The 25,156-nt window shown below is 41.8% G+C and carries 21 protein-coding genes; 6 read left to right on the top strand and 15 right to left on the bottom strand.

Annotated features, from left to right (window positions below; genetic code table 11):
* Positions 1-300: 300 nt before the first annotated feature.
* The gene (locus tag ACM5QX_RS02980) at positions 301-2,961 is read left to right on the top strand and encodes an MGH1-like glycoside hydrolase domain-containing protein (RefSeq protein WP_414752322.1); all 2,661 of its coding nucleotides are present in this window, start codon (positions 301-303) and stop codon (positions 2,959-2,961) included.
* 259 nt (positions 2,962-3,220) lie between these two features.
* Here the strand turns inward: ACM5QX_RS02980 and ACM5QX_RS02975 are convergent, their stop codons facing one another.
* Complete coding sequence (locus ACM5QX_RS02975) at positions 3,221-3,739, bottom strand: DoxX family membrane protein (RefSeq protein ID WP_414752321.1); 519 nt, start codon at positions 3,737-3,739, stop codon at positions 3,221-3,223.
* 4 nt (positions 3,740-3,743) lie between these two features.
* Complete coding sequence (locus ACM5QX_RS02970; RefSeq protein ID WP_414752320.1) at positions 3,744-5,156, bottom strand: NAD(P)/FAD-dependent oxidoreductase; 1,413 nt, start codon at positions 5,154-5,156, stop codon at positions 3,744-3,746.
* 430 nt (positions 5,157-5,586) lie between these two features.
* On the opposite strand from ACM5QX_RS02970, the gene ACM5QX_RS02965 reads away from it, so the two are divergent.
* Positions 5,587-10,260 (top strand): PAS domain-containing protein, encoded by a 4,674-nt coding sequence (locus ACM5QX_RS02965; protein WP_414752319.1) that lies wholly within the window; start codon positions 5,587-5,589, stop codon positions 10,258-10,260.
* A 15-nt stretch (positions 10,261-10,275) separates the two neighbouring features.
* On the opposite strand, the gene ACM5QX_RS02960 is transcribed toward ACM5QX_RS02965, so the two are convergent.
* The 3 genes from ACM5QX_RS02960 to ACM5QX_RS02950 form a co-directional block, all read right to left on the bottom strand.
* Entirely contained in the window at positions 10,276-10,665 is a 390-nt protein-coding gene (locus ACM5QX_RS02960; RefSeq protein WP_414752318.1) for a pentapeptide repeat-containing protein, read from the bottom strand.
* A gap of 208 nt (positions 10,666-10,873) precedes the next feature.
* Positions 10,874-11,407: a hypothetical protein gene (locus ACM5QX_RS02955; RefSeq protein WP_414752317.1), complete on the bottom strand. Its 534-nt coding sequence runs from the start codon at positions 11,405-11,407 to the stop codon at positions 10,874-10,876.
* Between the two features lie 12 nt (positions 11,408-11,419).
* Positions 11,420-12,112 carry a hypothetical protein gene (locus tag ACM5QX_RS02950; protein ID WP_414752316.1) on the bottom strand — a complete coding sequence of 231 codons (693 nt, stop codon included), beginning with the start codon at positions 12,110-12,112 and terminating at the stop codon, positions 11,420-11,422.
* A gap of 277 nt (positions 12,113-12,389) precedes the next feature.
* Between ACM5QX_RS02950 and ACM5QX_RS02945 the strand changes: the two genes are divergently transcribed.
* Positions 12,390-13,142 (top strand): TVP38/TMEM64 family protein, encoded by a 753-nt coding sequence (locus ACM5QX_RS02945; RefSeq protein WP_414752315.1) that lies wholly within the window; start codon positions 12,390-12,392, stop codon positions 13,140-13,142.
* A 378-nt stretch (positions 13,143-13,520) separates the two neighbouring features.
* Here the strand turns inward: ACM5QX_RS02945 and ACM5QX_RS02940 are convergent, their stop codons facing one another.
* Both ACM5QX_RS02940 and pepP read right to left on the bottom strand, forming a co-directional pair.
* Positions 13,521-14,081, bottom strand: coding sequence for a thermonuclease family protein (locus tag ACM5QX_RS02940; RefSeq protein WP_414752314.1), 561 nt, complete (start codon positions 14,079-14,081; stop codon positions 13,521-13,523).
* A gap of 141 nt (positions 14,082-14,222) precedes the next feature.
* On the bottom strand, positions 14,223-15,533 hold the full coding sequence (gene pepP / locus ACM5QX_RS02935; RefSeq protein ID WP_414752313.1) for a Xaa-Pro aminopeptidase: 1,311 nt from the start codon (positions 15,531-15,533) through the stop codon (positions 14,223-14,225).
* A 558-nt stretch (positions 15,534-16,091) separates the two neighbouring features.
* On the opposite strand from pepP, the gene ACM5QX_RS02930 reads away from it, so the two are divergent.
* Positions 16,092-17,321, top strand: a complete 1,230-nt coding sequence (locus ACM5QX_RS02930) for an FG-GAP repeat domain-containing protein (protein WP_414752312.1) — start codon at positions 16,092-16,094, stop codon at positions 17,319-17,321.
* Between the two features lie 109 nt (positions 17,322-17,430).
* Here ACM5QX_RS02930 and ACM5QX_RS02925 read toward each other — a convergent pair whose 3' ends face one another.
* The 5 genes from ACM5QX_RS02925 to ACM5QX_RS02905 form a co-directional block, all read right to left on the bottom strand.
* A complete protein-coding gene (locus tag ACM5QX_RS02925; RefSeq protein ID WP_414752311.1) occupies positions 17,431-18,198 on the bottom strand; it encodes an MBL fold metallo-hydrolase in 768 nt (255 codons plus the stop codon).
* A gap of 3 nt (positions 18,199-18,201) precedes the next feature.
* The gene (locus tag ACM5QX_RS02920) at positions 18,202-18,801 is read right to left on the bottom strand and encodes an anthranilate synthase component II (RefSeq protein ID WP_414752310.1); all 600 of its coding nucleotides are present in this window, start codon (positions 18,799-18,801) and stop codon (positions 18,202-18,204) included.
* Positions 18,802-18,996: 195 nt separating this feature from the next.
* Positions 18,997-19,452 carry a diacylglycerol kinase family protein gene (locus ACM5QX_RS02915; protein ID WP_011319534.1) on the bottom strand — a complete coding sequence of 152 codons (456 nt, stop codon included), beginning with the start codon at positions 19,450-19,452 and terminating at the stop codon, positions 18,997-18,999.
* 139 nt (positions 19,453-19,591) lie between these two features.
* The gene (gene ybeY, locus ACM5QX_RS02910) at positions 19,592-20,122 is read right to left on the bottom strand and encodes an rRNA maturation RNase YbeY (RefSeq protein ID WP_414752309.1); all 531 of its coding nucleotides are present in this window, start codon (positions 20,120-20,122) and stop codon (positions 19,592-19,594) included.
* 43 nt (positions 20,123-20,165) lie between these two features.
* The gene (locus tag ACM5QX_RS02905; RefSeq protein ID WP_414752308.1) at positions 20,166-20,321 is read right to left on the bottom strand and encodes a DUF3285 domain-containing protein; all 156 of its coding nucleotides are present in this window, start codon (positions 20,319-20,321) and stop codon (positions 20,166-20,168) included.
* Between the two features lies 1 nt (position 20,322).
* On the opposite strand from ACM5QX_RS02905, the gene ACM5QX_RS02900 reads away from it, so the two are divergent.
* Positions 20,323-20,451 carry a hypothetical protein gene (locus ACM5QX_RS02900; RefSeq protein ID WP_414752307.1) on the top strand — a complete coding sequence of 43 codons (129 nt, stop codon included), beginning with the start codon at positions 20,323-20,325 and terminating at the stop codon, positions 20,449-20,451.
* Positions 20,452-20,454: 3 nt separating this feature from the next.
* Here the strand turns inward: ACM5QX_RS02900 and prfB are convergent.
* From prfB to ACM5QX_RS02885, 3 genes are all read right to left on the bottom strand, one after another.
* A protein-coding gene (gene prfB, locus ACM5QX_RS02895) for a peptide chain release factor 2 (RefSeq protein WP_153228520.1) occupies positions 20,455-21,577 on the bottom strand; the annotation gives its coding sequence in 2 pieces (ribosomal slippage) (positions 20,455-21,504 and positions 21,506-21,577; 1,122 coding nt in all).
* A 232-nt stretch (positions 21,578-21,809) separates the two neighbouring features.
* Positions 21,810-22,148 (bottom strand): DUF2973 domain-containing protein, encoded by a 339-nt coding sequence (locus ACM5QX_RS02890; protein WP_011319538.1) that lies wholly within the window; start codon positions 22,146-22,148, stop codon positions 21,810-21,812.
* 238 nt (positions 22,149-22,386) lie between these two features.
* Entirely contained in the window at positions 22,387-22,704 is a 318-nt protein-coding gene (locus ACM5QX_RS02885) for a DUF2605 domain-containing protein (RefSeq protein WP_414752306.1), read from the bottom strand.
* Between the two features lie 482 nt (positions 22,705-23,186).
* Between ACM5QX_RS02885 and thrS the strand changes: the two genes are divergently transcribed.
* Positions 23,187-25,034 (top strand): threonine--tRNA ligase, encoded by a 1,848-nt coding sequence (gene thrS, locus ACM5QX_RS02880; RefSeq protein ID WP_414752305.1) that lies wholly within the window; start codon positions 23,187-23,189, stop codon positions 25,032-25,034.
* Positions 25,035-25,156 lie beyond the last annotated feature (122 nt).

Below are 25,156 nucleotides of genomic sequence, written 5' to 3'. Positions count from 1 at the left end.
TTCATGCTAGTAGAGCGCCAAATTTTAGGCCTTGCTGAATCCAGATATGAATCAATTCAAAATTCAAAATACCCTACGGGAACGCCAAGGGCGAACAAAATTCAAAATAAAAACCAAAAATTCCCTCTCTTTCTCTCCGCGCCTCCGCGCCTCTGCGTGAAATAAATTCATATTCTCATCCCAATTCTCTATGAAGTTGCGCCAGATAAATGATGTAGAGACGTTGCATGCAACGTCTCTACAGTACAGAATAAATCACTAGATTTTCCTATTTTCGACTCGATCAATGTGCATAACCCGATGACAGCAAATCTCACCCAAGAAGAACTCAGATTACAAGCAGCCAGGGATCACGTAGCTCATTGGCGTAGATGGGGGCCATATTTGAGCGATCGCCAGTGGGGAACAGTACGGGAAGATTATAGTTCTCATGGGAATGCGTGGGACTATTTCACCCATGATCAAGCTCGTTCTCGTGCTTACCGTTGGGGTGAAGACGGGTTGTTGGGTATCTGTGATAATCATCAACGGCTTTGTTTTGCGATCGCTCTTTGGAATGGTGAAGATTCTATTCTCAAAGAAAGAATTTTTGGTTTAACGGGAAATGAAGGTAATCACGGGGAAGATGTTAAAGAATATTACTTTTATTTAGACAACACCCCCACCCATGCTTACATGAAGGCTTTGTATAAATATCCCCAAACAGCCTTCCCCTACTCCCAATTAGTAACAGAAAATCAGCGCCGCAATCGTAGAGATACAGAATTTGAATTACTAGATACTTGTGTATTTGATAGTGATAAATATTTTGATGTATTTGTTGAATATGCCAAGAATACTGCCGAGGATATTCTCGTCCAAATTACGGTAATTAATCGAGGAACACAAACCAAAACACTGCATTTATTACCTACGATTTGGTTTCATAATACCTGGTCTTGGAATGGAGATACAAATAAACCTATTTTGCAAGTAGTAAAATTAAGTGATGATTTTCAGACCATAGCAGCCCACCATCAAACTTTAGGTGAAAGATGGTTATACTGTCAACAACCAAATGAGATTATTTTTACAGAAAACGAAACAAATATACAGAAATTATTTGGTTATCCTAACACATCTGCTTATGTTAAAGATGGGATTAATGACTATATTGTTAACGGCAAAAAATCAGCAGTAAATCCTGAACAGGTGGGAACAAAAGCCTCTGCCAACTATGTGTTAACAGTGGGTGCAGGTGAAACACAGATCATCAAATTAAGACTATCTGATACACCTGAGTTGATGGAACCATTTGGCGAGGAATTTAGTATAATTTTCAGTCAACGCCAAAGGGAAGCGGATGAATTTTATCAGCGCATTACTCCATTTCAATTAAGTGAAGATATGCGCAATGTGCAGCGACAAGCATTTGCAGGAATGCTGTGGAGTAAGCAATTTTATCATTACATCGTCGAAGATTGGCTAAAAGGAGACACCCACACACCAAAGCCACCACCAGAACGCCGCAATGGTAGAAATAAAGAATGGTTTCATCTCTACAATGAAGATATTCTCTCTATGCCAGATAAGTGGGAATATCCTTGGTTTGCTGCTTGGGATTTAGCATTTCATACCATCCCTTTGGCAATGATTGACCCGGATTTTGCTAAATACCAATTAGATGTTTTAACACGGGAATGGTATATGCACCCCAATGGGCAAATTCCGGCTTATGAATGGGCTTTTGGTGATGTTAATCCTCCTGTTCATGCTTGGGCAACTTGGCGCATATATAAAATTGAACAGAAAATTTATGGACGAGCAGATAGGCAGTTTTTAGAAAGAGTATTTCAAAAGCTGATGCTCAATTTTACTTGGTGGGTAAATCGTAAGGATGCTGAAGGTAATAATGTCTTCCAAGGAGGTTTTTTAGGATTAGATAACATTGGTGTATTTGACCGCAGTGCAACTTTACCTACGGGCGGACATATTGATCAATCTGATGGTACAAGTTGGATGGGAATGTATTGTTTAAATATGTTAGCCATTGCTTTAGAATTAGCCAAGACTAATCCTGTTTATGAAGACATCGCAACTAAATTTTTTGAACATTTCCTCTACATAGCTGATGCTATGAATAAAATTGGTGAAATGGAAGCTAGTTTATGGAATGAAGCAGATGGTTTTTACTACGATGTGCTGCATCTACCTGAACGGCAGATTACCTTAAAAGTGCGCTCAATGGTGGGATTAATTCCCCTATTTGCTATTGAGACTATTGAACCAGACACATTAAAAATGCTTCCTGGCTTTAAAAAGCGGCTGGAGTGGTTTATCAAAAATCGTCCAGATTTGCGACAAAATGTCGCTTGTATGGAAACAATAGGCACAGGTGCTAGGAGATTATTGGCAATAGTTTCACGGGATAAACTAAGACATATCCTCCAAAAAATGCTCGATGAAAGTGAATTTCTTAGCCCCTATGGTATTCGCGCTCTTTCGAGATTTCATGCAGAACATCCCTATAAATTTGATGTCAACGGTTCTCAATTTCGTGTAGATTATGAACCGGCTGAATCTAGTAGTGGTTTATTTGGCGGTAATTCTAACTGGCGGGGGCCTATTTGGTTTCCAGTGAATTTTCTCTTAATTGAATCTCTGCAAAAGTTATATTATTATCTAGGAGATGATTTTCAGGTGCAATGTCCCACAGGTTCTGGTAAGATGATGAATCTTTGGGAAGTAGCATCAGAATTATCCCAAAGATTAACTAGAATTTTTTTAAAGGATGCTTCTGGTAAACGTCCTGTTTACGGTGCAACACAGAAGTTTCAAAATGACCCACATTGGCGAGATTTGATTTTATTCTATGAATATTTTCATGGTGATAATGGAGCAGGAATTGGTGCAAGTCATCAAACAGGATGGACAGGTTTAGTAGCTAAATTAATTCAGCATCTGAGCGAAAAATCTTTGTAGAGACGCGATTTATCGCGTCTGCATAATACAAACATAAATCGCGTCTACATAGTAAAAATAAAACTATTGTAGGGTGTGTTAGGCGCTGATTTCCAATATGATTGGTCACGGAAAAAATATCCTAGCGCCTAACGCACCATCCACTCGGCGGTGCGTTACGGCTAAATTTAATTGTCTCTTTGTCCCAAATCCTTTCATAGCCGTAACACACCCTACTTCAGATTTGCTGTAATCCCCACGTCTTCAAGCCGGGACTATATCAAATATCTTCCTCAGCAGCCATACCAGCATAATCAGCCATTGCTTGACTACGACGACGGCTCATTTTTTGTTCATAAGCATCGTAGGCAATGCAAATCCAAATTAAGGTCATGAAGAGAATGTTTTTGTTAAAGCTTTCCGCACCATTGGGAAATAGACTACCTGCGGGAACAATACCAAATGCGAGAATGATGCTAAATGTCATGAGAATCAGTAGTAAACCTGTCCACCGCACCCAATAATTGAGGGCAAATAAGATACCCAGGACGATTTCTGCTAAAGGTAACGACCAAGCATAAGGAACTGCTATTAACCAAGGTAGCGGCCCTATACCTTCCCATCCGGGGGGAATTCCAGGGCCAATCATTTGTAGTTTTTGAGTGATAACTGTTTGGTAGAAACCGTTAGGAACGCTGAAATTTAAGTAGTTGGCAATACCGGAGAGGAAGAAGAAAAAACCGATGGTGATGCGATTGACGGTAACGGCTGCGTGGAGGCTGAGTAGGTATTTCATCATAAATTTAGCGGCGGGGTGTGAGGTGATTGAGTAAGGTGGGAACGCCTGTCCAACTGAGGTTTTGCTGAAATTGGGTAGGTTGGGCTGCTCGCCAAACTAGGGGGGTGGCAAAAATTAGTGCTGCTGCGGTGGTGGCGACTCCAGATAACCAAGGTGTTTGTCCCAGCTGCATGGGTGTAGCAGCACGGTGACGCTGAAATAATTCATCTGTTAGCCACTCGGTTGTAACTTTCAGGTTATGAGCAGAGTTGGGTAGTAGCTGTAAGTATGTTCCTTCCCGAATCAAATGGCCTGCTTGTCCTTTGATTTGTACTTTGTTGAATAAGTTAGCAACACCTTCATTGAGTCCTAATTTCATCAAAGTGCCGCGCAGTTGGACTTGTACGGGAATGGTAGGTTTGTTTTGGCTGATTCGTTGGAGATTTTGAGCGATCGCAATTCCTTGTTGATAGGCTACTTGGGCTGTGGGTGGTTGGGGATGATCGCTATCTGTAGCACAGTCACCCGCCGCGAAGATTTCGGGAAAATTAGACAGTTGCAATGTGGGTTTTACCACTAACCGCCCTCGATTTTGAGAAACGGGTAATTCCATCAGCAAAGGATTGGGTGCAGTGCCAGCAGTCCAAGCGATGGTTCCTGCTTGTAACATCTGTATTTGCTCCTGTCGTCGATACTCTACACCTTCAGGTGTAATCTTTGTGACAGCCGCATCAAATAAAAAGTCCACGGGAATGAGGCGATTTTTCATGGCGTGTTCGACTGTGCAGCGCAAATGGCTATTCACATCGCCTTTGAGAATTTCCCGACTGCGGTTGACAAGGACAACATGAATTTCACTACCATCGCCGCCCAACTCGTCGTACCAAATGGGAAGTAAATCGGCTAAGGTACAGGCCAATTCAATACCAGCCGGCCCAGCACCAATGATAGCCACAGTTAATAGTAAGCGACGACGTTCTAAGTCTGGTGTTTGAATGGCTTGATATAATTTATGACGCAAGTGTTGGCGGAGTGCGATCGCCTGTTCCCCAGAGGTAAAGGGCATGGCATATTCTGCCGCACCGGGAGTAGCAAAATAAGTGGTTTTGCTACCGAGTGCTAAGACCAAGTTGCTGTAGTGGAAAGCTTGACCAGAGACTGTATCAACTCTCTGGTGATGTATATCAATTGATTGCACCGTGTCCTGGACAAACTTAACTTTGCTACCAGCTAACAGCTCTTGATAAGGAGGATACACCTGTTCACTATGCAGCTCACCGCTTAGTAATTCATACAATAACGGTTTGAAACTAAAGCGATCGCGCTGTTCTATTAAAATAATCGGATAGGAGTAATTTTGCTGGCTTAAGTGCAGAGCCGTAAACAGTCCAGCAAAGCCAGCACCCAGAATGACTGTGGGATGAGATGCTTGCTGCATAAGTATTAACAGTTACTTTAGAGAACTGCTCTTAGTATTACGGCACTCACTTGGTCTTAAGTGATGCAGTCCTAAAGCTTGGCTGAGAAATTCAAGGGAATTTGCAGCATATTTTTTATCCCTTTCTCAGCAATAATTTAGATTACCCAATTACTTGAGGATTTTTATATGAAATAGATTTCCGTCGAGTATTTATCTTCGTTGAAACAAAACCTCACATTTGATAACAATAAAGGGAGCAACTTTTGAGATTGCTCAAATATGAAGAACTTTCTTGTAATACTACATTAAGAAAAAATTAGCATCTAACCAAAAGAAGTTTTTTTATCTGATATGATAATCTATCTGGAGACGAGTACCTAAAACTTGCAAACTAGCTTAGGTTAAGTATAAGCTCTGCAACAAGTATTAGTTGTCGCAAGTCATTTTCATGCCTAATATTCCTATTTCTGCATTACTACGTTTTGGAATTGTCATATTTTCTGTCGCACTGGCTTGTGCGCTAATGCTATTGTTAGACCCTTGGCTAGGGATGACCAGTACTCCTTTTTTATTATTCTTTAGCGCTGTCATGTTCAGCGCTTGGTATGGAGGTTTTTGGTCAGGAGTGTTAGGAACTTTCTTATCTGTAATACTTAGTAATTACTTCTTTTTTCACCCAAGATATACTCTCTCTATTGATACTGATAATGTAGTTATCATAGGGTTATTTGCTGTACAAGGATGGTTTTTCAGTTTTATCTGTGAAATCTTGAGAAATACCAAAAAGCAAGATGCAGTTAATTTACAGAAACTTAGGCAAAGCGAGGAGCGATTTCGATTAGCTTTGAGCAATTCTGATATCGTGGTTTTTCAACAGGATCGAGATTTACGGTATCGATGGATTCATAATTATCAAGGTGTAGCCTCTGCTGAAGAAATCATTGGTAAGTCAGACAATGAATTGTTCCCCGCTTCAGTGGCAGAAAAACTAACAGCCATTAAGCAAAAAGTATTAGAGAAAGATGTTTCTGTCCATGAGGAAGTGTCCGTAATTTTTCACGGAAAAGTCGTTTACTATGATTTGTTAGCCGAACCCCTGACAATTGATGGTCAAATTCAGGGTATTACCTGTGCAGCAGTAGACATTACTGAACGCAAGCGCTCAGAACTAGAGAAAGCTAAATTACAGAGTAAACTCCAAAAAGCTATTGAGCAGCAAGACGAATATCTAGCATTATTGAATGCTTGGCTGGCTAGCTCCCCTGTAGCCCTAGCTTTTTTAGATACAAAACTACGTTACGTTTATACTAATGAAGCTCTGGCAGCAATTAACGGTGTACCCCAAAGTCAACACATTGGGCGTACCTTGAGGGAAGTATTGCCAGAATGGGCAACACAACTGGAGCCTATTCTCCAACAAGTAATGGCAACCAAGCAGCCACTCGTAAATCAAGAAGTATGTGGGGTAACCTATCCATCGGGAGTACATCGTTGTAGCTTAGTGAACTACTATCCAGTATGTTTACCAGATGGAAAACTGCTGGGGGTGGGAGTGACGGCTCTTGATATTACAGAACGGAAGCAGGCTGAGGATGCCCTACGGTACATTGCCCAAACCAGTAACACACTCTCCAGTTCTTTGGATTACGAGCAAACTTTGGCACAGATTGCGAAAATATCCGTCCCGCAACTAGCAGACTGGTGCAGTATTGATATTATCAACCAAGATGGCTCGATTCGCCGCTTACCTATTGCTCATGTAGACCCAGCAAAAGCAGAATTGGCAAGATTATTTCAGGAATATGCACCACAGTTAGGGAGTGGAAGTTTAGTTGCTAACGTATTACAAACTGGGGAACAGTTATTAGTTGCAGACTTACCAGATTCTCCTTTACCAGCAGATCAAAATGAGGAAAATCTGGAGTTGCTGCGGCAGATAGGAATTAAATCACTCATGCTTTTACCCTTAATAGCACATGAGCAAGTGCTAGGATGTATAACCTTTGTTAGTGCTGAATCAGGTCGTAGCTACAATCAATCCGACTTAAGCTTAGCCAAAGACATTGCCTATCGTGCTGCCCTAGCGATGGAGAATGCTCAACTGTATCGAGATGTTCAACAAGCTTTAAAACATTATGCTGAATCATTGGCGCTTTTAGATGCCTTGTTGGCAGGCGCACCTGTAGCGGTCTGTTTTTTGGATAAGGAATTACGATATCTCCGCATTAATCAAGTATTAGCTGATCTCAATGGCTTGAGTATAGAAGAGCATCTGGGACGAAAATTTCAGGATGTTTTACCTAAGATGGCAGAGCAATTTGAAGAGCAATTGCAACAAGTATTGGAGACGGGACAACCTCTGCTGAATTTGGAGGTTAGTGGTGAGGCGCTAGGAAGACCAGAAATTAATAGCTATTGGTTAGGTAATTATTACCCAGTCTACGACGGCATGGGCAAAACAGTAGGCATCGGGATTATCCTGGCAGATGTGACAGCTACTAAGCAAGTAGAAATTGCTCTGCGAGAAAGTGAAGAACGCTTCCGAGCCATGTTTGACCAAGCGGCTGTTGGCATTACCTTAGTTACCTTAGATGGTCAATTTCTGCAAAATAATCCGGCTTTGTGCGACATTACCGGTTACAGCTCTGAAGAATTAAGTCAGATGAAGTTTCCCGAAATTACTCACCCTGATGATGTGGAAGCTGATTGGGCATACGCCAAGCAAGTATTAGCCAAGGAAATTAATGGTTACTCTCTAGAAAAGCGTTATCTTCGCAAAAATGGCACCACTGTTTGGGTGAATCTGACTGCATCAGCCGTGTGGAATGAGCAGGGAGAACCTAAATATGCGTTGGGTATTATTGAAGATATTAATGAACGCAAACAAGCAGAAGCCGCACAAAACTTTTTAGTGGAAGCCAGCACTCTTTTAGCGGCTTCTTTAGATTATGAGGTTGCCCTGAATAATGTGGTTCATTTGGCAGTACCTACCATTGCTGATTGGTGTGCTGTAGATATTCTCCAAGCTGACTGGTCGATTAAACGTGTAGCGATCGCCTGTGTTAATCCTGCAAAACTGGAGATTATAGAAGAAATTCGCCGTTCATATCCAACCAGAACCGAGGGCAAACACCCGTTTCGGGATAAACTCCTCAAAGGAGCATCAGCTTTTTATCCTGAACTGCCAAACTCAATTTTGGTAGAGATGGCGGATGATGAACAACATTTACAATTATTACAAAGCTTGGGAATGCGATCGCTGATGGTGGTTCCCCTTTACTCACGGGAGCAAATATTTGGGGTCATTTCCTTTGTTACTGGTAGTTCAGGCAGGCAACTCAAACAAACAGATTTGGCATTGGCAGAAGATATTGCCCGACGAGCAGCTACAGCCATTGATAATGCCAGACTGTATCAGGAAACTCAGCAGGCGAAACAAGCCGCCGAGTTAGCAATGAGTCGAATGTTACGTTTACAAAGCATCACAGCAGCGCTCTCCGAAGCCCTCACTCCCCAACAAGTTGCTGATGTGGTAGTAAATCAAGGATTGGCAGCTTTGGGAGCGTCTGCCGGTTCTGTGGTGCTGTTGACTGAAGACGGTACTACCCTAAAAATCATTCAAGCCATTGGCTACCCAGAATCGGTACGAGATAGTTGGGAAACTTTCCCCCTAACTGCAACTGTACCAATTGCGGAAACCGCTAGAACAGGGGAAGCGATTTTTTTAGCTAACGTCACAGAATTTGCCGCCAAATATCCACAAATTGCTAACGTCCCCTCCCTCACGGGTAATTGCGCTTTTGCTTGTATTCCTCTCATCGTCGAACAGCAGACAATTGGAGTGATGGCATTAAGCTTTGCCACAGCCCAAAAATTTAACGAAGAACAGCAAAAATTTATGTTGACATTGGGTCAACAATGCGCTCAGGCGATCGCTCGCTCTCAACTTTATGAAGCAGAAAAAAATGCCAGAGCTGTAGCCGAATCCACTAACCGGATTAAAGATGAATTTTTGGCGGTTCTGTCCCACGAATTGCGTACCCCCCTCAATCCCATTATGGGTTGGGCTAAGTTACTCCGCACGCGCACATATAAGGAAGAGACCATCAAGCAAGGTTTGGAAACAATCGAGCGCAACGCCAAGTTACAAACTCAACTCATTGACGACTTGCTGGATGTTTCCCGGATCTTACGCGGTAAGCTGAATTTGAATGTCTGTCTAGTAGATTTGAGAAACACAGTTCAAGCTGGGTTAGAAACAGTCCGTTTAGCCGCCGAAGCAAAATCAATAGCAATTCACACAATCTTGAGTGATGAACCTGTACAGGTGATGGGTGATGGCGATCGCTTGCAACAGGTAATCTGGAATTTAGTCTCGAATGCCGTCAAGTTTACACCGTCGGAAGGACGGGTGGAAGTGCGTTTAGAACAGGTGGGACGAGATGCCCAAATCCAAGTGATTGACACAGGTAAAGGCATTACACCAGAATTTTTACCTTATGTCTTTGAATACTTCCGTCAAGCAGATGCCAAGACAACCAGGGTATTCGGTGGCTTGGGTTTGGGATTGGCAATTGTCCACCATCTTGTAGAATTACACGGTGGTACAGTAGTAGCACAGAGTGCCGGAGAAGACCAAGGAGCAACTTTTACTGTCAAGCTACCCTTGCATAAAAGTGCTGATTACCAAGTGCAGAGTGCTAAGTCTGCGGTTACAGAACTAGAGAATCAAGACTCACTATTGGCTGGTGTGCAGATTCTTTTAGTTGATGATCAAGAAGATGTGCGGGAATTTTTTAGCTTTGCTTTAGAACAGTGTGGGGCCAATGTAACTGCGGTAGCATCAGCAATAGAGGCATTGGAAGCCCTAGCGCGCTCAAAGGCAGATGTACTGTTAAGTGATATTGGGATGCCACAAATTGATGGTTATATGTTGTTGCGGCAAATCAGAAAATGGTCGCCAGAACAAGGTGGACAAATTCCAGCGATCGCTCTGACTGCCTATGCTGGAGAAATTGATCAAAGACAAGCCATAGCCGCAGGCTTTCAAAAGCATATAGCCAAACCAGCCGACCCAGTAGAGTTAGCTGAGGCGATCGCCCAACTCATCGGACGCAAATAAACCTCATTGGATATTTTATTGTTCTTTGAGTTGCAAGCCTGCTTTTAGGAGATCAAAATTTTCGGGAAAATGAGTATTGCGATCGCAATCAGCCTTTTCTAATTTTGCACCCTGGAGGTTGGCTTGGCGGAGATTGGCAGACATTAATAATGCGCCTCGCAAATCAGCCTCTTGTAAATCAGCTTGGCTCAAATCGGCAAAGCTTAAGTCAGTTCCCCTAAGGTTGGCTCCTCTAAGGTTAGCTGTACTTAAATCAGCGTAGCTAAGGTCAGAGCCTTTGATATCTACATTTTGTAAATTAGCATCACCCAATTCAGCGCGGTTAAAATCACGCCTTCCCGCAGTGTACATCTCAATGAGAGTAGCCACTGTACTAATGGGCTGTTGATAATTGACTTCAGACATAAAACAGCCGTCTTTGTTAAATCACATAAATTTATCATAGAGCTGGTGATGTGCAGAATATTGGCAAACATGACATAAGTATTATTTTTGAACCTCACGCTCAATCAACAACCTGCTCTAGCTTTTGTTCAAAGTCAAGTCGAAGCGAATATACTTGCGAAAACTTCTATATCTGGCACAGGTCAACAAGTAGCTACAGTTCAAGATGTTAATAAAGATGTTTATTTGTAATTCTGATTAAAAAACGCAGAGCTTCATTTACTGCTTCCTCTGTAGGAAAAATTTCTGCAACATCAGGCTGTAAACGAACGGTAATCTTTTCCATCTTCTTGTGTCCATGTTCCTCTTTTCTGATACCGTTTAACGGATGTTCATGCGCTGAGAAACGCTCTTGCAAAGATGGTTCATTTAATTTATTAGCTAGTGATTCCCAACTATTGACTTTCAAATTAAAGTGACTTTTGGCTTCACGCAATGTTTTAAACTGTTGTTTCAGAATATCAACGTTATAAATCTGCCTTGGAAAAATCTGGCTTTCTTGCTCAAGGTCTTCTTCAACCATCTCAACTACTTCGTTAATTAGTCGCTCATGATTTTGCGAAATTTGAGCAGCAGCATCTAAAATACGTGATGTTGCTTTTATTTGTACCTCAGTTTCTTGCTTGAGGCGATCGGCAATACTACGAATTTGGTTTCCCAATGTTGCTTTGCTTTGTGTGGACGGCACTGATTTTTTACCCATGACGATATAGCTTTACTCAGAAAGTATCTCTTTAATAGCAAGCCAGATGCGTCTAAATTTTTGTACCAGACCTATAGGATTGCTTGTTGTTTCTTCATCAGCCGAATCAACTAAAGATTGAATCCGATCCATACGCTCTGCTACAACGTACAAGCTGTTGACAGCTTCTTCCTTACTAGCCAAAGATTCACGCAATAGCACAACCATTTCCGCAATTTCTCGCTTTAGTTTTTCGTTCTCGGCTTTACGACGAGTTTCCCAGCCTTTAATACTAGCTTTAGAACGTCGCTCATACTTGAGTTCCGCTTTGGCTTCATTGTATAAAGTCAAATACATTTCTCGCTCAGAGTTTGCTGTCTCATATTGGGTAAATAATTCATTTGCTCTAGTTTTTTCTTCGTTGTAAAGGCAGAGAGTTTGCTGATATCTTTGTTGTTCGTCAAGATAAAGCTGGTAATTATGGGTCACACGCTCTTTGAGATCATTGGCTTCAACTTGATATGTTTGAAGTGTTTGCTGAACATGAACTAGTTGAGATGCTGCTTCCTCATTTTGTTTAGCACGTTCTTGCCACTCATCACGTTGAGCGCGAACCGTCATCAATAGCTGTTTAAGCTCATGGGGTGGAACTGGTTCTTTTTGACGTGAGCGAGGATTATTAACTGAATTGTCATGATTAGAGTCTCGACGATCCGATCTCCGCATTGCCATAACTCAGCTTCCCAATTGAGTATTTTTTATAGATAATCTTAAGAGTTAAGTATAGCTGGTATTAACTAATTCAGTATGTGATCAGGATCATCTGTTCAGAAATATTGTTGACTGCATACTTCACAGACTTTCTCTCAGCCATTTCTCATGTAAATAGCATATTCTGATGGCAGGTGGTGATAAAAGCAAGTTCAGGAATCTTTTGCTGGTTGGTTGTTGTATGACATTATCCTTAACTATTTAAAGTAACGCTGAAAACTGAGGTAATTTAATGGTTTCCAAAGAGCAGACTCGATTCAATAGGAAACATAAACTATTACTTATGGGTTTGGCAATTGCTGTGCTGATAGTTATAGCACGACAATTTAACATTCAGTCACTTTTGCAAACATTAATATTGTGGGTGCAAAGCCTGGGATTTTTTGGGCCGATCGCCTACATAATTATTTACAATCTGGCAACGTTATTATTTATCCCAGGTTCTATATTGACCTTAAAAAGTGGTTGTTTATTTGGTGTATTTTGGGGTTCAGTTTATGTATTAATAGCAGCAACTACGGGTGCAATATTAGCTTTCATCATCGGAAGATATCTTTCACGGGATTGGGTTGTGCGACAGATAGACAAGTATCCAAAGTTTAAAATGATCGATCAGGCTGTAGCCAAGGAAGGATGGAAAATTGTGCTGTTAACTCGCCTTTCTCCGGTCTTTCCTTTTAATTTATTGAACTATGCTTTTGGTATAACTTGTATATCTTTAAAAGACTATATATTAGGTTCATTGGGCATTATACCTGGGACTATAATGTATGTTTATATTGGTTCTTTAGCTGGTGATTTGGCTCTGGCGGGTACGAATCATCAACCAGTTACACCGGAAACACAAATCTGGCAATGGATAATGCAAGGATTGGGACTGATAGCAACTGTGGGTGTGACTGTATATATCACTAAAATTGCTCAAAAAGCTTTATCTCAAAAAGTGGTAACAGAGGAAATAATCAAGAGTCAGGATACGAATTGAAAATTAAGCATTCAACAAGAACTTTATAGTTAAAATTGCAGATTTGGTATTAAGTACAACAGGGTAAATAATTAAAGGTTTGCAGTGAGAACTAAAGTTCTCAAACAAGGAATAAAGTCCTGACTACGAACTGAAGCTTAGTATTTTTACATCACTTAACATGGGTTGGTATTTTCAAGTCGTTATGTGAACAGGACTTACGCAACTGGCACAATAGTAGGGTGCGTCAGATGCGGAAAATCCTCTAATGTGTACGAAATTATTGGGGCTGACGCACCCTACAGTTACTTAATATGGGTTGGTATTTTCAAGTCGTTATGTGACAATACTTTGATCCCTTTTTCATGGGTTCTGGTGTACGCAGTTCATGATGGCGACTTATTTTAAGCTTCGATATTCCCACGGATTGACAAATTTAGGATCTCCCCAAATTCCTATTTGTTGTTGTTGGGCTTTGGTTTCGGCTTGCTGCACGATCGCTTTGCTGGGACACTTATTTAAATAAGGGCGATACACTTTAGCTAAACCTTCTTGTATGAGTACTTGCTGTACAAAAGTGCCATCTGTTAATCTGACTTCGGCAACTTTACGTCCATAACGATCGCTATCAGTAATATTCAAGGTAACGCGATCGCCTCCTTGTTTCACCAATTGCTGTACCCGTTCTCGTGCTTTTACACCCCAGCTAAATTGATTGCGATCGGTAGTACGTCTACTTTGCTTTTCTTTATTAGAGTGGGCAATTTCTGGCGCATCCATACAAGCAAACCGCACAGTAACTTTCTTCCCTTGGGCATCCTTCACAACTAATGTATCACCATCGCTGACTCTTTCTACTGAATCCCCACTCGCACTAAACAAGCGATCGCAACCCATCAAACACAACAAAATTATCCCTGTACTCAGTAATATCAGCGCTTTTTTAATTGACTTATTCATTACCCAATCTAACAACGGATTTCTTATACCAATTCAACATTATCGGGTGAAGACGCGACGCCAGTCGCTACAACGGGGGGAACCCCCGCAACGCGCTGGCTCATGAATCGCGTCTCTACAGATGGTTTATCTGCTACCCGCTTAACGTTCTACTTCATGTACTTCCTTGGGAACTCCAGCCGTTAATACCTCGTGTCCTGTAGCTGTTACCAGGACATCATCCTCAATGCGAATCCCAATTCCCACCCAACGCGTGTCTGTTTCTGGCTGGTCTTCTGCTAATTTTGTATCTGGGACAATATATAGTCCTGGTTCAACCGTCAATACTTGACCTGGTTGTAAAATCTGCGGTTTATCGTCACCGTGTTGGTAAACGCCTACATCATGGACATCCAACCCTAACCAATGGCTAGTACGGTGCATATAGTAAGGTTTATATTTTTCTTCCTCAATCAATTTGTCAACTTCACCCCTGAGGATACCAATTTCTACTAAACCTTCTGTGAGGACACGCACGGCGGTATCGTGGACTGATTTAAATGAGTTCCCTGGTTGTACTTGAGCGATCGCTTGTTTTTGCGCTTCCAGTACAATTTCATAAAGGATTTTTTGTTCTGGTGTAAACTTGCCGTTAACTGGGAATGTGCGAGTAATATCTGAGTTGTAATAACCGTAGGCACAACCAGCGTCGATTAATAGCAAATCACCATCCTGCATCTGGCGGTTGTTTTCGATGTAGTGGAGGACACAAGCATTTGCACCAGAAGCCACAATCGACGGGTAAGCAGGCCCCATAGCCCCCCGCAAGCGAAATATATGTTCTATTTCCGCTTGAATTTCGTACTCATAACGCCCAGGTGCAGAGGATTCCAAGGCTTTATTATGGGCTTCAGTGGCGATCGCCGCAGCTTGACGCATCTGAATTAACTCTGACTCACTTTTGATCAGCCTCATGCTGTGGAGGATGGGGCCTGTATCTTCTATTCCCATAGGCCCCGTACCCCGCTTGGGATAAGTCCGCAGCAATTGTTGGTAATGGCTGAGAATTTTGTCATTAAAATTGCGATCGCGTCCTAAATGATAGTAAATGCGATCGGCTTTTTCTAGATATTGGGGTAATTTCTCATCTAATTCAGATATGGGGTAAGCCTCATCTGCACCATAAATTTCCTTGGCTGCATCTACCCCACACAAATAACCAGTCCAAACTTCTTTGTCTCGATCCTTGGGTTGGACAAACAGCACAAACCGATGTTCTGGATGATGCGGCGCTAATACGGCTACTGCTTGCGGTTCGTTAAAACCAGTCAAATAGAAGAAATCACTATCTTGGCGATAAGTGTATTCGACATCGTTGTGCATCACCGCCATCGGCGCACTGCGAAAAATCCCTGTACCACTACCAATCTTCGCCATTAATTGCTCACGACGCTGCCGATATTCTGCTTGCATAACCGTTAATTTTGGGAATCTTCATATATTTTTACACTTTTGGCAACTATGTATGTCTGAAAGTCGCTATCTTTCAGTAGTTGCTAATTTAAGTATTTTAACCAATATTTATTTCAACTCAAGTGTTAGTACAAAAAATCAGTCATCTTTGAGATATTTTGTGACTTACACTGCTTTATTCAGTTTTATTAAAAATTGCTGATATAACTATTAGTTTTTTTCTTTGTTTAATTGCCTGATAAACAAGAGCCATAAGATCACCAATTTCTTAAAGAAGTCGGTGATCTATAGATATCAGGACATAAAACTGATAAATGTCTAAATATGTTGACATGAAAAGTCATCATTTTAGGACTTAAAAAGTGTCCAAAATACTCTTGATATTTTTAGGAATATGTTTAAAATTAGCCACAAGAATTATCTGTAAAATCTGATATTTCCCCAAAAGTAGAACTGTAGATACAATATTTTTTTAACTTGGAATAATGTTATTAACTGACAGAAACCAACATAAATTTTCAGCTAAAACTTTTAAGACAACAAGTTTAAGAAACCATCATGCAAGAAACGCAAAGCTTTTCCAAGAGAATAGATAATTCGCTTAATACATCTTTTGCAAGATCAGCATCTTTGGTATCGAGTGCTTATGTAAGTGATTTAAATACTGAGCTACCATCATCTAGTAATAGCTCTGCAACCACACAAGTAGATTTGCCAATTTCCATTCCTGGTTTGAGTGCCAACCCAAATCCTAATCCTTACTTAACTAGCGCAGCGATTTCACCTGATTTCAATGGCGATGGTAAGGCAGATAAGGTTTGGGTTAATACTCAAACAGGTGAAATTAGAGTGAGGTTAATGAACGGAACAGTCACTCAAGAAGAAGCCTCTTTAGGAACTTTTGATCTGAGTGTCTGGACTTATAAAATCGCTGACTTTAACAGTGATGGCAAGACTGACTTCCTGTTACGGAACAATGCAACAGGTGAGAATGCGATTGCGATCATGGATGGAGCTAGAGTTGCTAACTTTGTTTATCTAGACAAAGTTGATCCAGGTTGGAATGCTAGCATCGGTGATTTTAACGGCGATCGCAAAACCGACATCCACTGGAATAATACTCAAACAGGTGAAAATGCAGTTTGGCTGATGGATGGCACAACCGTTGTCAGTGCCAATGTTCTGGATACCACAACCCCAGGGTTGAGTGCCACTATTGTTGACTTCGACGGAAACGGTAAGAGTGATATCTTCTGGCGAGATACAACCACAGGTGCAAACTCCGTTTGGTTTATGGATGGTATCCAAGCTACCAAGTATGATCTACAAGCACAAGACGCATCTTGGACTTACAGCCTTGGCGATTTCAACGGTGATTTCACTACTGATCTTCTCTGGCGTAATACCGTCACCGGCGAAAACAAAATTTGGACAATGAATGGCATTTTTGTCACTGAAGGTACTTTAAACACCCTCAGTTCCGATTGGACAGCCAACATTGGTGATTTCAATGGTGATGGCCGCACCGATATCTTCTGGAACAACGCTACAACTGGTGCAAACACTGCTTGGTTAATGAATGGTACATCCGTTACCAGTGAAGCCTTTCTTCCAAGTAGAAGTCCAGGATCTAGAGCCTATATTGGCGATTATAACAGCGATGGCAAATCTGATATTTACTGGCGCGATCAGGCAACCGGTACAGATGCCATCTGGACTATGGATGGTACCTTGGCTACTGAAACTCCTGTTACAGATGCTCTGACTCCAGAGTGGTACACAGCTTAGGGGTTTAGGGGTTTAGGGGGGTAGGGGTTTAGGGGTTTAGGGAAGAGATATTTACCCAGTCTCTAATCCCCAGTCCCCAGTCCCCAGTCCCCAATCCCCAATCCCCTCATTAAAACTTGTAACTCAAAACCTGAACTGTACTAGTTTCAGGTAAATTACCAGAACTAATATTAATACTGTCGCTATTACTACGACGCACAGTTACGCCCTGCATTAATGTGAGAAATTCATCCAGTGGGGCAATATTGCAGGCAGCCGGATCAGCTGCTTGTGTACGGTAATGAGTAGGAATGACCAGTTTGGGATTTAATACCTCAATTGCTTGCTTTGCTTCTTGAGCATTGTAAGCTTTGTCACTACCACCGACTGGGACTAACAAAACATCAGGTCGTCCCATGAGGATTTTTTGCTCAATGGAAATGGGTGCAGCCGCCCCGCCTAAATGTAGGATATTAACTCCACCCTGTGTCCATTTCCAAGCGGTATTCATCCCAAATTGTCTACCATTTTTGCGATCGTGGGCTATGGAGATGCCTTGAAATTTTATACCTTTAAAGTCATAAACTCCGGGTTCATATACAAGTTTAGGATTACCTGGTAACCCATCCACTGCCCCTTCATCCAACAATTGACTACTAATTAATACTAAATCTGCTGTGACTTTTGGTGGACGATAACGCGCTGTACAGCCAATCGTCCGAAATGGGTTGACAAGAATCCTCGCCCCACCACCAGTAAACAGAAAACTGGTATGACCCAACCACTGCACCGATAAACCGCTAGATTGTGCATCGGCTTGGAAGTTTGAACCAAGGGTAGAGACAAAAGCTGTGGCTAATCCCGCCCCAGCATAGCCTAGCAACTGTCGTCTTTTCATTAATTATTCTCGTAACTGTAACTGTTCTAGAAAATTTCGTAGTAACTGCTTTCCTAAAGATGTTAAAACACTCTCTGGGTGAAATTGGACTCCTTGAATGTGAGGATAGTTCCGGTGTCGCACTCCCATAATCGTACCATCATCTACCCAAGCAGTAATTTCTAACACTTCGGGGCAAGTTGGGCGGTCAATTACCAGACTATGATATCTGGTAGCAATCATAGGATTCTCTAATCCTTGAAAAACCCCAACCCCAGTGTGAGTTACCTGAGAAGTTTTGCCGTGCATTAACTCTGGAGCAGAGACAATATTACCACCAAATACCTGACCAATGCTTTGATGACCTAAACATACGCCTAAAATTGGCAGGTTAGTACCGAGTTCTTGAATTAACTTCAAAGATATACCTGCATCTTCTGGACGACCAGGCCCAGGAGAAATGACGATCGCATCAGGATTTAATCCTCGGATCTCATCTAAAGTTATCTTATCGTTGCGAAAAACTTGAATATCTGATGCGACAGGAAACTCAGATGCTAGTTCTCCCAAGTACTGCACCAAATTATAAGTAAAGCTGTCGTAATTATCGATGACTATAATCAATGCTCATAGCTCCTGGTTACTAATCTCACCATGTTTAGTTTTTACCAGATTTGAGCTGCTATAAACGTCATCGTTACAAATTAGGGACTAGGGATTAGTAAATGAGGATAAAGACGATGGAATTTTACCCGCTCTTTTTTGGCTTTTGAGTGGGTTTAACTATATTAATAATAGGGATTTAATTGGGTGTCAGCACTACAAAGCTGAGATAATTAAAACTACTAAGGGTGGAAGCAACAGGGTTGCAGCAACTAGCACTGCTACCAAAGCAGAAACGAGTACTGCACCTGCGGCACAGTCCTTGGCAATTTTGGCTAACTCGTGGTAGGTCTGTTTTACAGTCAAATCTACAAGAGACTCGATCGCCGTATTCAACAATTCCATTACCAGGACTAAGCCGCTAGTGATACCAATAATGGCTATTTCTACAGCTTGCAAATGTAAGAAAATACTTAAAGCGATCGCTAAAGTACAAACACTCACATGAATGCGAAAATTTCGCTGAGTTTGAAAACTATAAGTAATTCCAGCCCAGGCATATTTAAAGCTAATCAATAAATTAGTGGCAACTTGCCAAGAAAGTTCCCGTTCTTTCATTACTAGTGATGGTAGGCTGTTTTGCGTTGGTGGCGGGGAGACTTGTTGGGACATAGGCTTAAAAATAAAAACTTGGGATAGGTTCAGTGAGAAATCTTCGCCGATTTTAATCTGCTACGAGGTTTTAGGCAATTTTCTCTTAAAGTTTTATAAAAGCATGGTTAAGGATAAATACTCAAAAAACGGCAAAACTTTAATAATTAATGTTTATCCTGATACCAACAGCATCTAGTAATACTACTTGTTGTTGCAGCATCGCTATTAAACTTTCTTCATCAGGATGATCCCAGCCCAACAGGTGTAATAAGCCGTGAGCCGTTAACCAAGCTAACTCAGTTGACAAACTATGCTCTTGTTGGCCAGCTTGGCGCTGTGCCGTATTGATGGAAACAACAATATCACCTAGATACAAAGGTTCTGCCACCATTTCCGGATTTTGCGGCAAATCTACCTCTAAAGCCGCAAAGGCTAAAACATCTGTAGGTTTGTTTTGCTGACGATATTGGGCATTAATCGCTTGAATTTCTGTATCATCTGTTAGCCGCAATCCGATTTCGTAGCTTGGTGCAGGCGGAAGAGAAGAATCCAGAATTTCTAACCAGCGATGAAACCAGTCTTCCCAAGTTGTAGAGGAAACCTGACTATCTATATATCCAGAAGTCTGAGCAGCTTCCGGGGAAGACTCAAAAAAACAGTCTTGTACATCTAGTTCAACTTGTACCAAATACTCACTCTCCTCACTCAGCACTTTAGGTTTTTGCTTACTATTAGCGAGTTAAGTAAGCAAGGCCTACGAGAACAGCTAAAAGACCTACGGCTGTCAGGACAAAATGTTTTGCAGAAGTACCACCCTTACGCACCATATTTCTCATGGCAAGCTTGACGTAGCTGGGTTGGGATTCTGTGGAAGGAGAATTACTCATAATGAATAAATCACGAATGCTTTTATATATAAATGTAACAGGTGATGGTGAGGATTGGGGATTGGGGATTGGGGATTGGGGATTGGGTAAATTTTTCTTCCCTTACACCCCTAAACCCCTACACCCCTAATTTCTAACTTGCTTCACCTTCGACAACTTGATTCTCCTGACGTAGATAGGCTTGGATGAACATATCTAGTTCACCATTCATCACATCAGCGATCGCAGTTGTTTCTGCATTGGTACGTAAATCCTTTACCATCTGGTAAGGATGGAATACATAGTTACGAATTTGGTTTCCCCAAGAAGCTTCTACCATATCGCCGCGAATTTGGGCAATTTCTTGAGCTTTTTGCTCTTGAGCAATAACCAACAACTTGGCTTTCAGGCGGGCGAGGGCTTTCTCTTTATTTTGTAGCTGGGAACGTTCTTCCGTACAGCGTACAGCGATGCCTGTGGGAAGGTGAACCACTCGCACTGCTGTTTCTACTTTGTTGACGTTCTGTCCACCTTTACCGCCAGAACGAGTTGTAGTGATTTCCAAATCCTTGTCTGGAATATCCAACTGCACCGTATTATCTAATTGCGGCATAACTTCCACCCCAGCAAAACTAGTTTGCCGCTTGCCGTTGGCGTTGAAAGGTGAAATTCTCACTAAGCGATGAGTGCCTGTTTCTGACCGCAAGTAACCGTAGGCATAGCGACCAGTAATTTCTAAGGTGGCTGATTTAATTCCCGCCTCATCACCTTCTGACTCTTCTGCTAAAGCTACCTTGTAGCCTTGGTCTTCAGCCCAACGGGTGTACATTCTCAGCAGCATAAATGCCCAATCTTGGGCATCTGTTCCGCCAGCACCAGCGTTAATCGTTAATACTGCCCCTTCCGCATCGTAGGGGCCAGAAAGTAACTGTTGTAATTCCCACTGGTCAAGGTCTCGATTGAGCTTAGTGATAGTAGATTCCGCTTCTTGCAATAGTGCTTCGTCGGTTTCCAACTCCAACAACTCAACCACCGCCCTAGTATCTTCTAGATTGGCGTGCCACTGATGATATCTTTCCAAGTGGGCTTTGAGGTCATTAAGTTCTTGCAGCGTTTTCTGGGCTTGGTTTTGGTCATCCCAAAATTCCGGCTGTGCTGCAATTTGTTCTAGGTCTTGAATTTTGGCTTTGAGTGCAGGTACGTCAAAGATAGTCCTGGGTTTTACCCAGGCGGCTAGACAACGTTTCGATTTCGCGTTTCAGTTCTAAAACTTCCATAAAGCTCGCTCAGAATACAGCGCTTTGGATGATATTGTATTTGATTTTTTGATTTTAGCGGTAATTGGTCACGTCACGTCGCTTCGCTCCGAATTCAAAATTCAACCCCTACACCCTTACACCCCGTCTCACAAAAAAAACCTGAACAGTTACGAGAACAAGTTCAGGATGGAATTTGTAACAATTTTTTTAATCAAAAAAATATTAAATTCGACGCTACATCTTTAGTTATCTATGCTTCTTCTGAGTTCTCACTCTTATGTCCTGGGGAAGATTCATAGAGTGCATCCAATTGTTGGCGCGCATCTTCTACATTAATTGAGCGCATTACCAACAGAGGTTCTTTGATGAATTTACCTGCACTATCCAATAATTCTGGATGTGGAGCTACCCTTCTGCTGGAAGATAAATAACCGTAGCCTCCCTGATTTACCACTTGTGAGTTTCTGGTTGAGTAATTCCCTCGTGATCCTTCGCGATCAAAACTAAACATGATTAAGTTGCGAATTAAATTGGCAACCGCTATAACAGCAAGAATTGTAAAAGCTAGAATGTAAAGCAGGTGTAACATCGGATTTTCCTCCAGGGACAGCAATTTTTAAAAATCTATACTTTAAACTCTTTTTTTCGCCTTTTTATTACCATTGGCGAGAATAAATACTTGACACAATTGAAGTGCATTTATGTCTATGTATGAAAATTTGTCAACATTATTAGAATAATGGTAACAGAGGATACATTATTTTTTAATTAAAATAATGTTAAGGATTTAGTCGCACCACTGCAAGCTATGTGATTTTTGCCATCGATTAGGTTGGCTGCTGAGAACGAAAGCGTGCTGCCACATTCCAACATTCAGTTACTAATTGATGCCAAGGTGTCATCGTTGCCATATCGATTCCGACTTGTCCTTCAGTCGCGCTAAACAGCATTTTTGCTGTGTTGAGTTCTTCTTGGGCTTGCTTAACTCGCAACAGTAAGTCTTGTTGCGCTTGTTCATCCATAAATGAGAGCCGTTCTGTTTCCAAAAAGCTACGCGATCGCGCAAACCAATACTGGAAATCGTCTAACAACGGTTCTAGTACCGTCTTTAGCAGATCAGTTCCCGATAAGTTCGAGTCTGACATAGATGAGAGAGATACTTCTAATTTCTTTATCAATATTAACTCTATTTACGTTTCTTAACATTACTATACGCTATCTCTCAAGAAATATCTCATGCTTATTAGTAGGTATAAATACAAAATTACACTCAGTAGCTTGGCAGATGTTGACAGTTGACTGTTTCGATTATGTTGAATGAAAAAACCTCAGATAATCTTTAGAATTTATAGACAGCCACTCTCATATTCCTCTGATGCAAAAGTACCTTGATGACGAAGGAAAGGTTAGTAGGGTGCGTCAGCATGAAGAAATTCTTGGTACAGCTAAGTTTTCTCCCAAGTAGCGCACCCTACATCTTGGATATATTTATTACCGGGAAGTTCCTTGATGCAAAAGTACCTTGATGACGAGGGAAAGCTTACACAGCAGGAAGATAAGCTCATGTTATATTTGGGTAGATTTTGAAAACTTCAATTGATCAGTTACTCTTGCAGTCACTTCGCTAATGGTTCAGCAGCCAATGTCGCCTAATCAAGACCCCAACAACCAGCCAGAACAACCAGAAAAAATCTATTTACCGCGTACCAGCGAATCAGAGACATTGAAAAAGATTCGCCATACGGCTTCCCATGTAATGGCAATGGCAGTACAGAAACTGTTCCCTAAAGCGCAAGTGACAATTGGCCCCTGGATTGAGAATGGATTTTATTACGACTTTGATAGTCCAGAGCCATTTACTGATAAGGATCTCAAAGCCATCCAAAAAGAGATGGTGAAGATCATTAACCGTAAGTTGCCAGTGGTGCGGGAAGAAGTGAGCCGGGAAGAAGCGGAACGGCGCATTCAGGAAATCAAGGAACCTTATAAATTAGAAATCCTGGCAGATATTAAATCAGAACCGATCACAATTTACCACCTGGGAAATGAGTGGTGGGATTTGTGCGCCGGGCCTCACTTGGAAAATACCAAAGATTTAAACCCCAAAGCAATTGAATTAGAAAGCGTGGCGGGTGCTTATTGGCGGGGAGATGAAACCAAAGCCCAATTGCAACGGATTTATGCTACAGCTTGGGAAACCCCAGAACAACTGGCAGAGTATAAGCGCCGCAAAGAAGAAGCCCTACGCCGTGACCACCGTAAACTAGGTAAAGAACTAGGATTATTTATCTTTTCGGAACAAGTAGGGCCTGGTTTACCCTTGTGGACTCCTAAAGGTACTTTGCTACGTAGCACCTTAGAACAATTTCTCCAACAGGAACAGCTCAAGCGCGGTTATTTACCTGTAGTTACCCCTCATATTGCCAGAGTAGATTTATTTAAGACTTCAGGACACTGGCAAAAATATAAGGAAGATATGTTTCCTTTAATGGCGGAAGATGAAGCAGCCGCAGCAATTGAGCAAGGCTTCGTCCTCAAGCCAATGAATTGCCCCTTCCATATCCAAATATATAAGAGTGAATTGCGTTCTTATCGGGAACTACCAATGCGCTTGGCTGAGTTTGGGACTGTTTACCGTTACGAACAGTCAGGGGAATTAGGTGGTTTAACCAGAGTGCGCGGCTTTACTGTTGATGATTCTCACTTATTCGTGACCCCAGAACAGTTAGACAACGAATTTCTAAATGTTGTGGATTTGATTTTGTCAGTGTTCAAGAGTCTGCAATTGAAAAACTTTAAAGCTAGACTCAGTTTCCGCGACCCAGCCAGCGATAAGTACATCGGTTCTGATGAAGTTTGGAACAAAGCTGAAGGTGCAATCCGTCGTGCGGTGGAACAGTTGGGGATGGAACACTTTGAAGGAATTGGGGAAGCGGCCTTTTATGGGCCGAAATTAGACTTTATTTTCAGTGATGCTTTAGAAAGAGAGTGGCAACTAGGAACTGTACAGGTAGATTACAACTTACCAGAACGGTTTGATTTAGAATACGTCGCGGAAGATGGGACTCGCAAACGTCCTGTGATGATTCACCGCGCACCTTTCGGTTCCCTAGAACGGTTAATTGGGATTTTAATTGAAGAGTATGCAGGGGATTTTCCCCTATGGTTAGCACCGGTGCAAGCCAGATTGTTACCTGTAGGTGAAGCCCAGTTAGACTTTACCAAAGATGTAGTAGCAAAATTACGATCGCTTGGGATTCGTGCCGAAGTTGATACCAGTGGCGATCGCCTGGGTAAACTCATCCGCAACGCAGAGAAAGATAAAATACCCGTGATGGCGGTAGTGGGAGCCAAGGAAGTAGAAACCAACTCCTTAAGTATCCGTACCCGTGCTTCTGGAGAGTTGGGAGCTATACCTGTGGATGAAGTGGTGCAGAAGATGAAGGATGCGATCGCTAACTACGAAAACTTTTAGCAGTTACTTGGCTGGGTCATACCCAGCCAGAAAAACTCAATCTATTAAGTATGAGAGAAGATAAAGTCCAATATCTTTTGCCGCAATTACAAACTCTAATCTGATTTTAGGGCGATTTTTCT

Source organism: Anabaena sp. CCY 9910, assembly GCF_963920875.1.
Classification (GTDB): domain Bacteria; phylum Cyanobacteriota; class Cyanobacteriia; order Cyanobacteriales; family Nostocaceae; genus Trichormus; species Trichormus variabilis.
The sequence above is the reverse complement of the archived record's forward strand: the minus strand, read 5'-3'. Positions and strand labels throughout refer to the sequence as shown.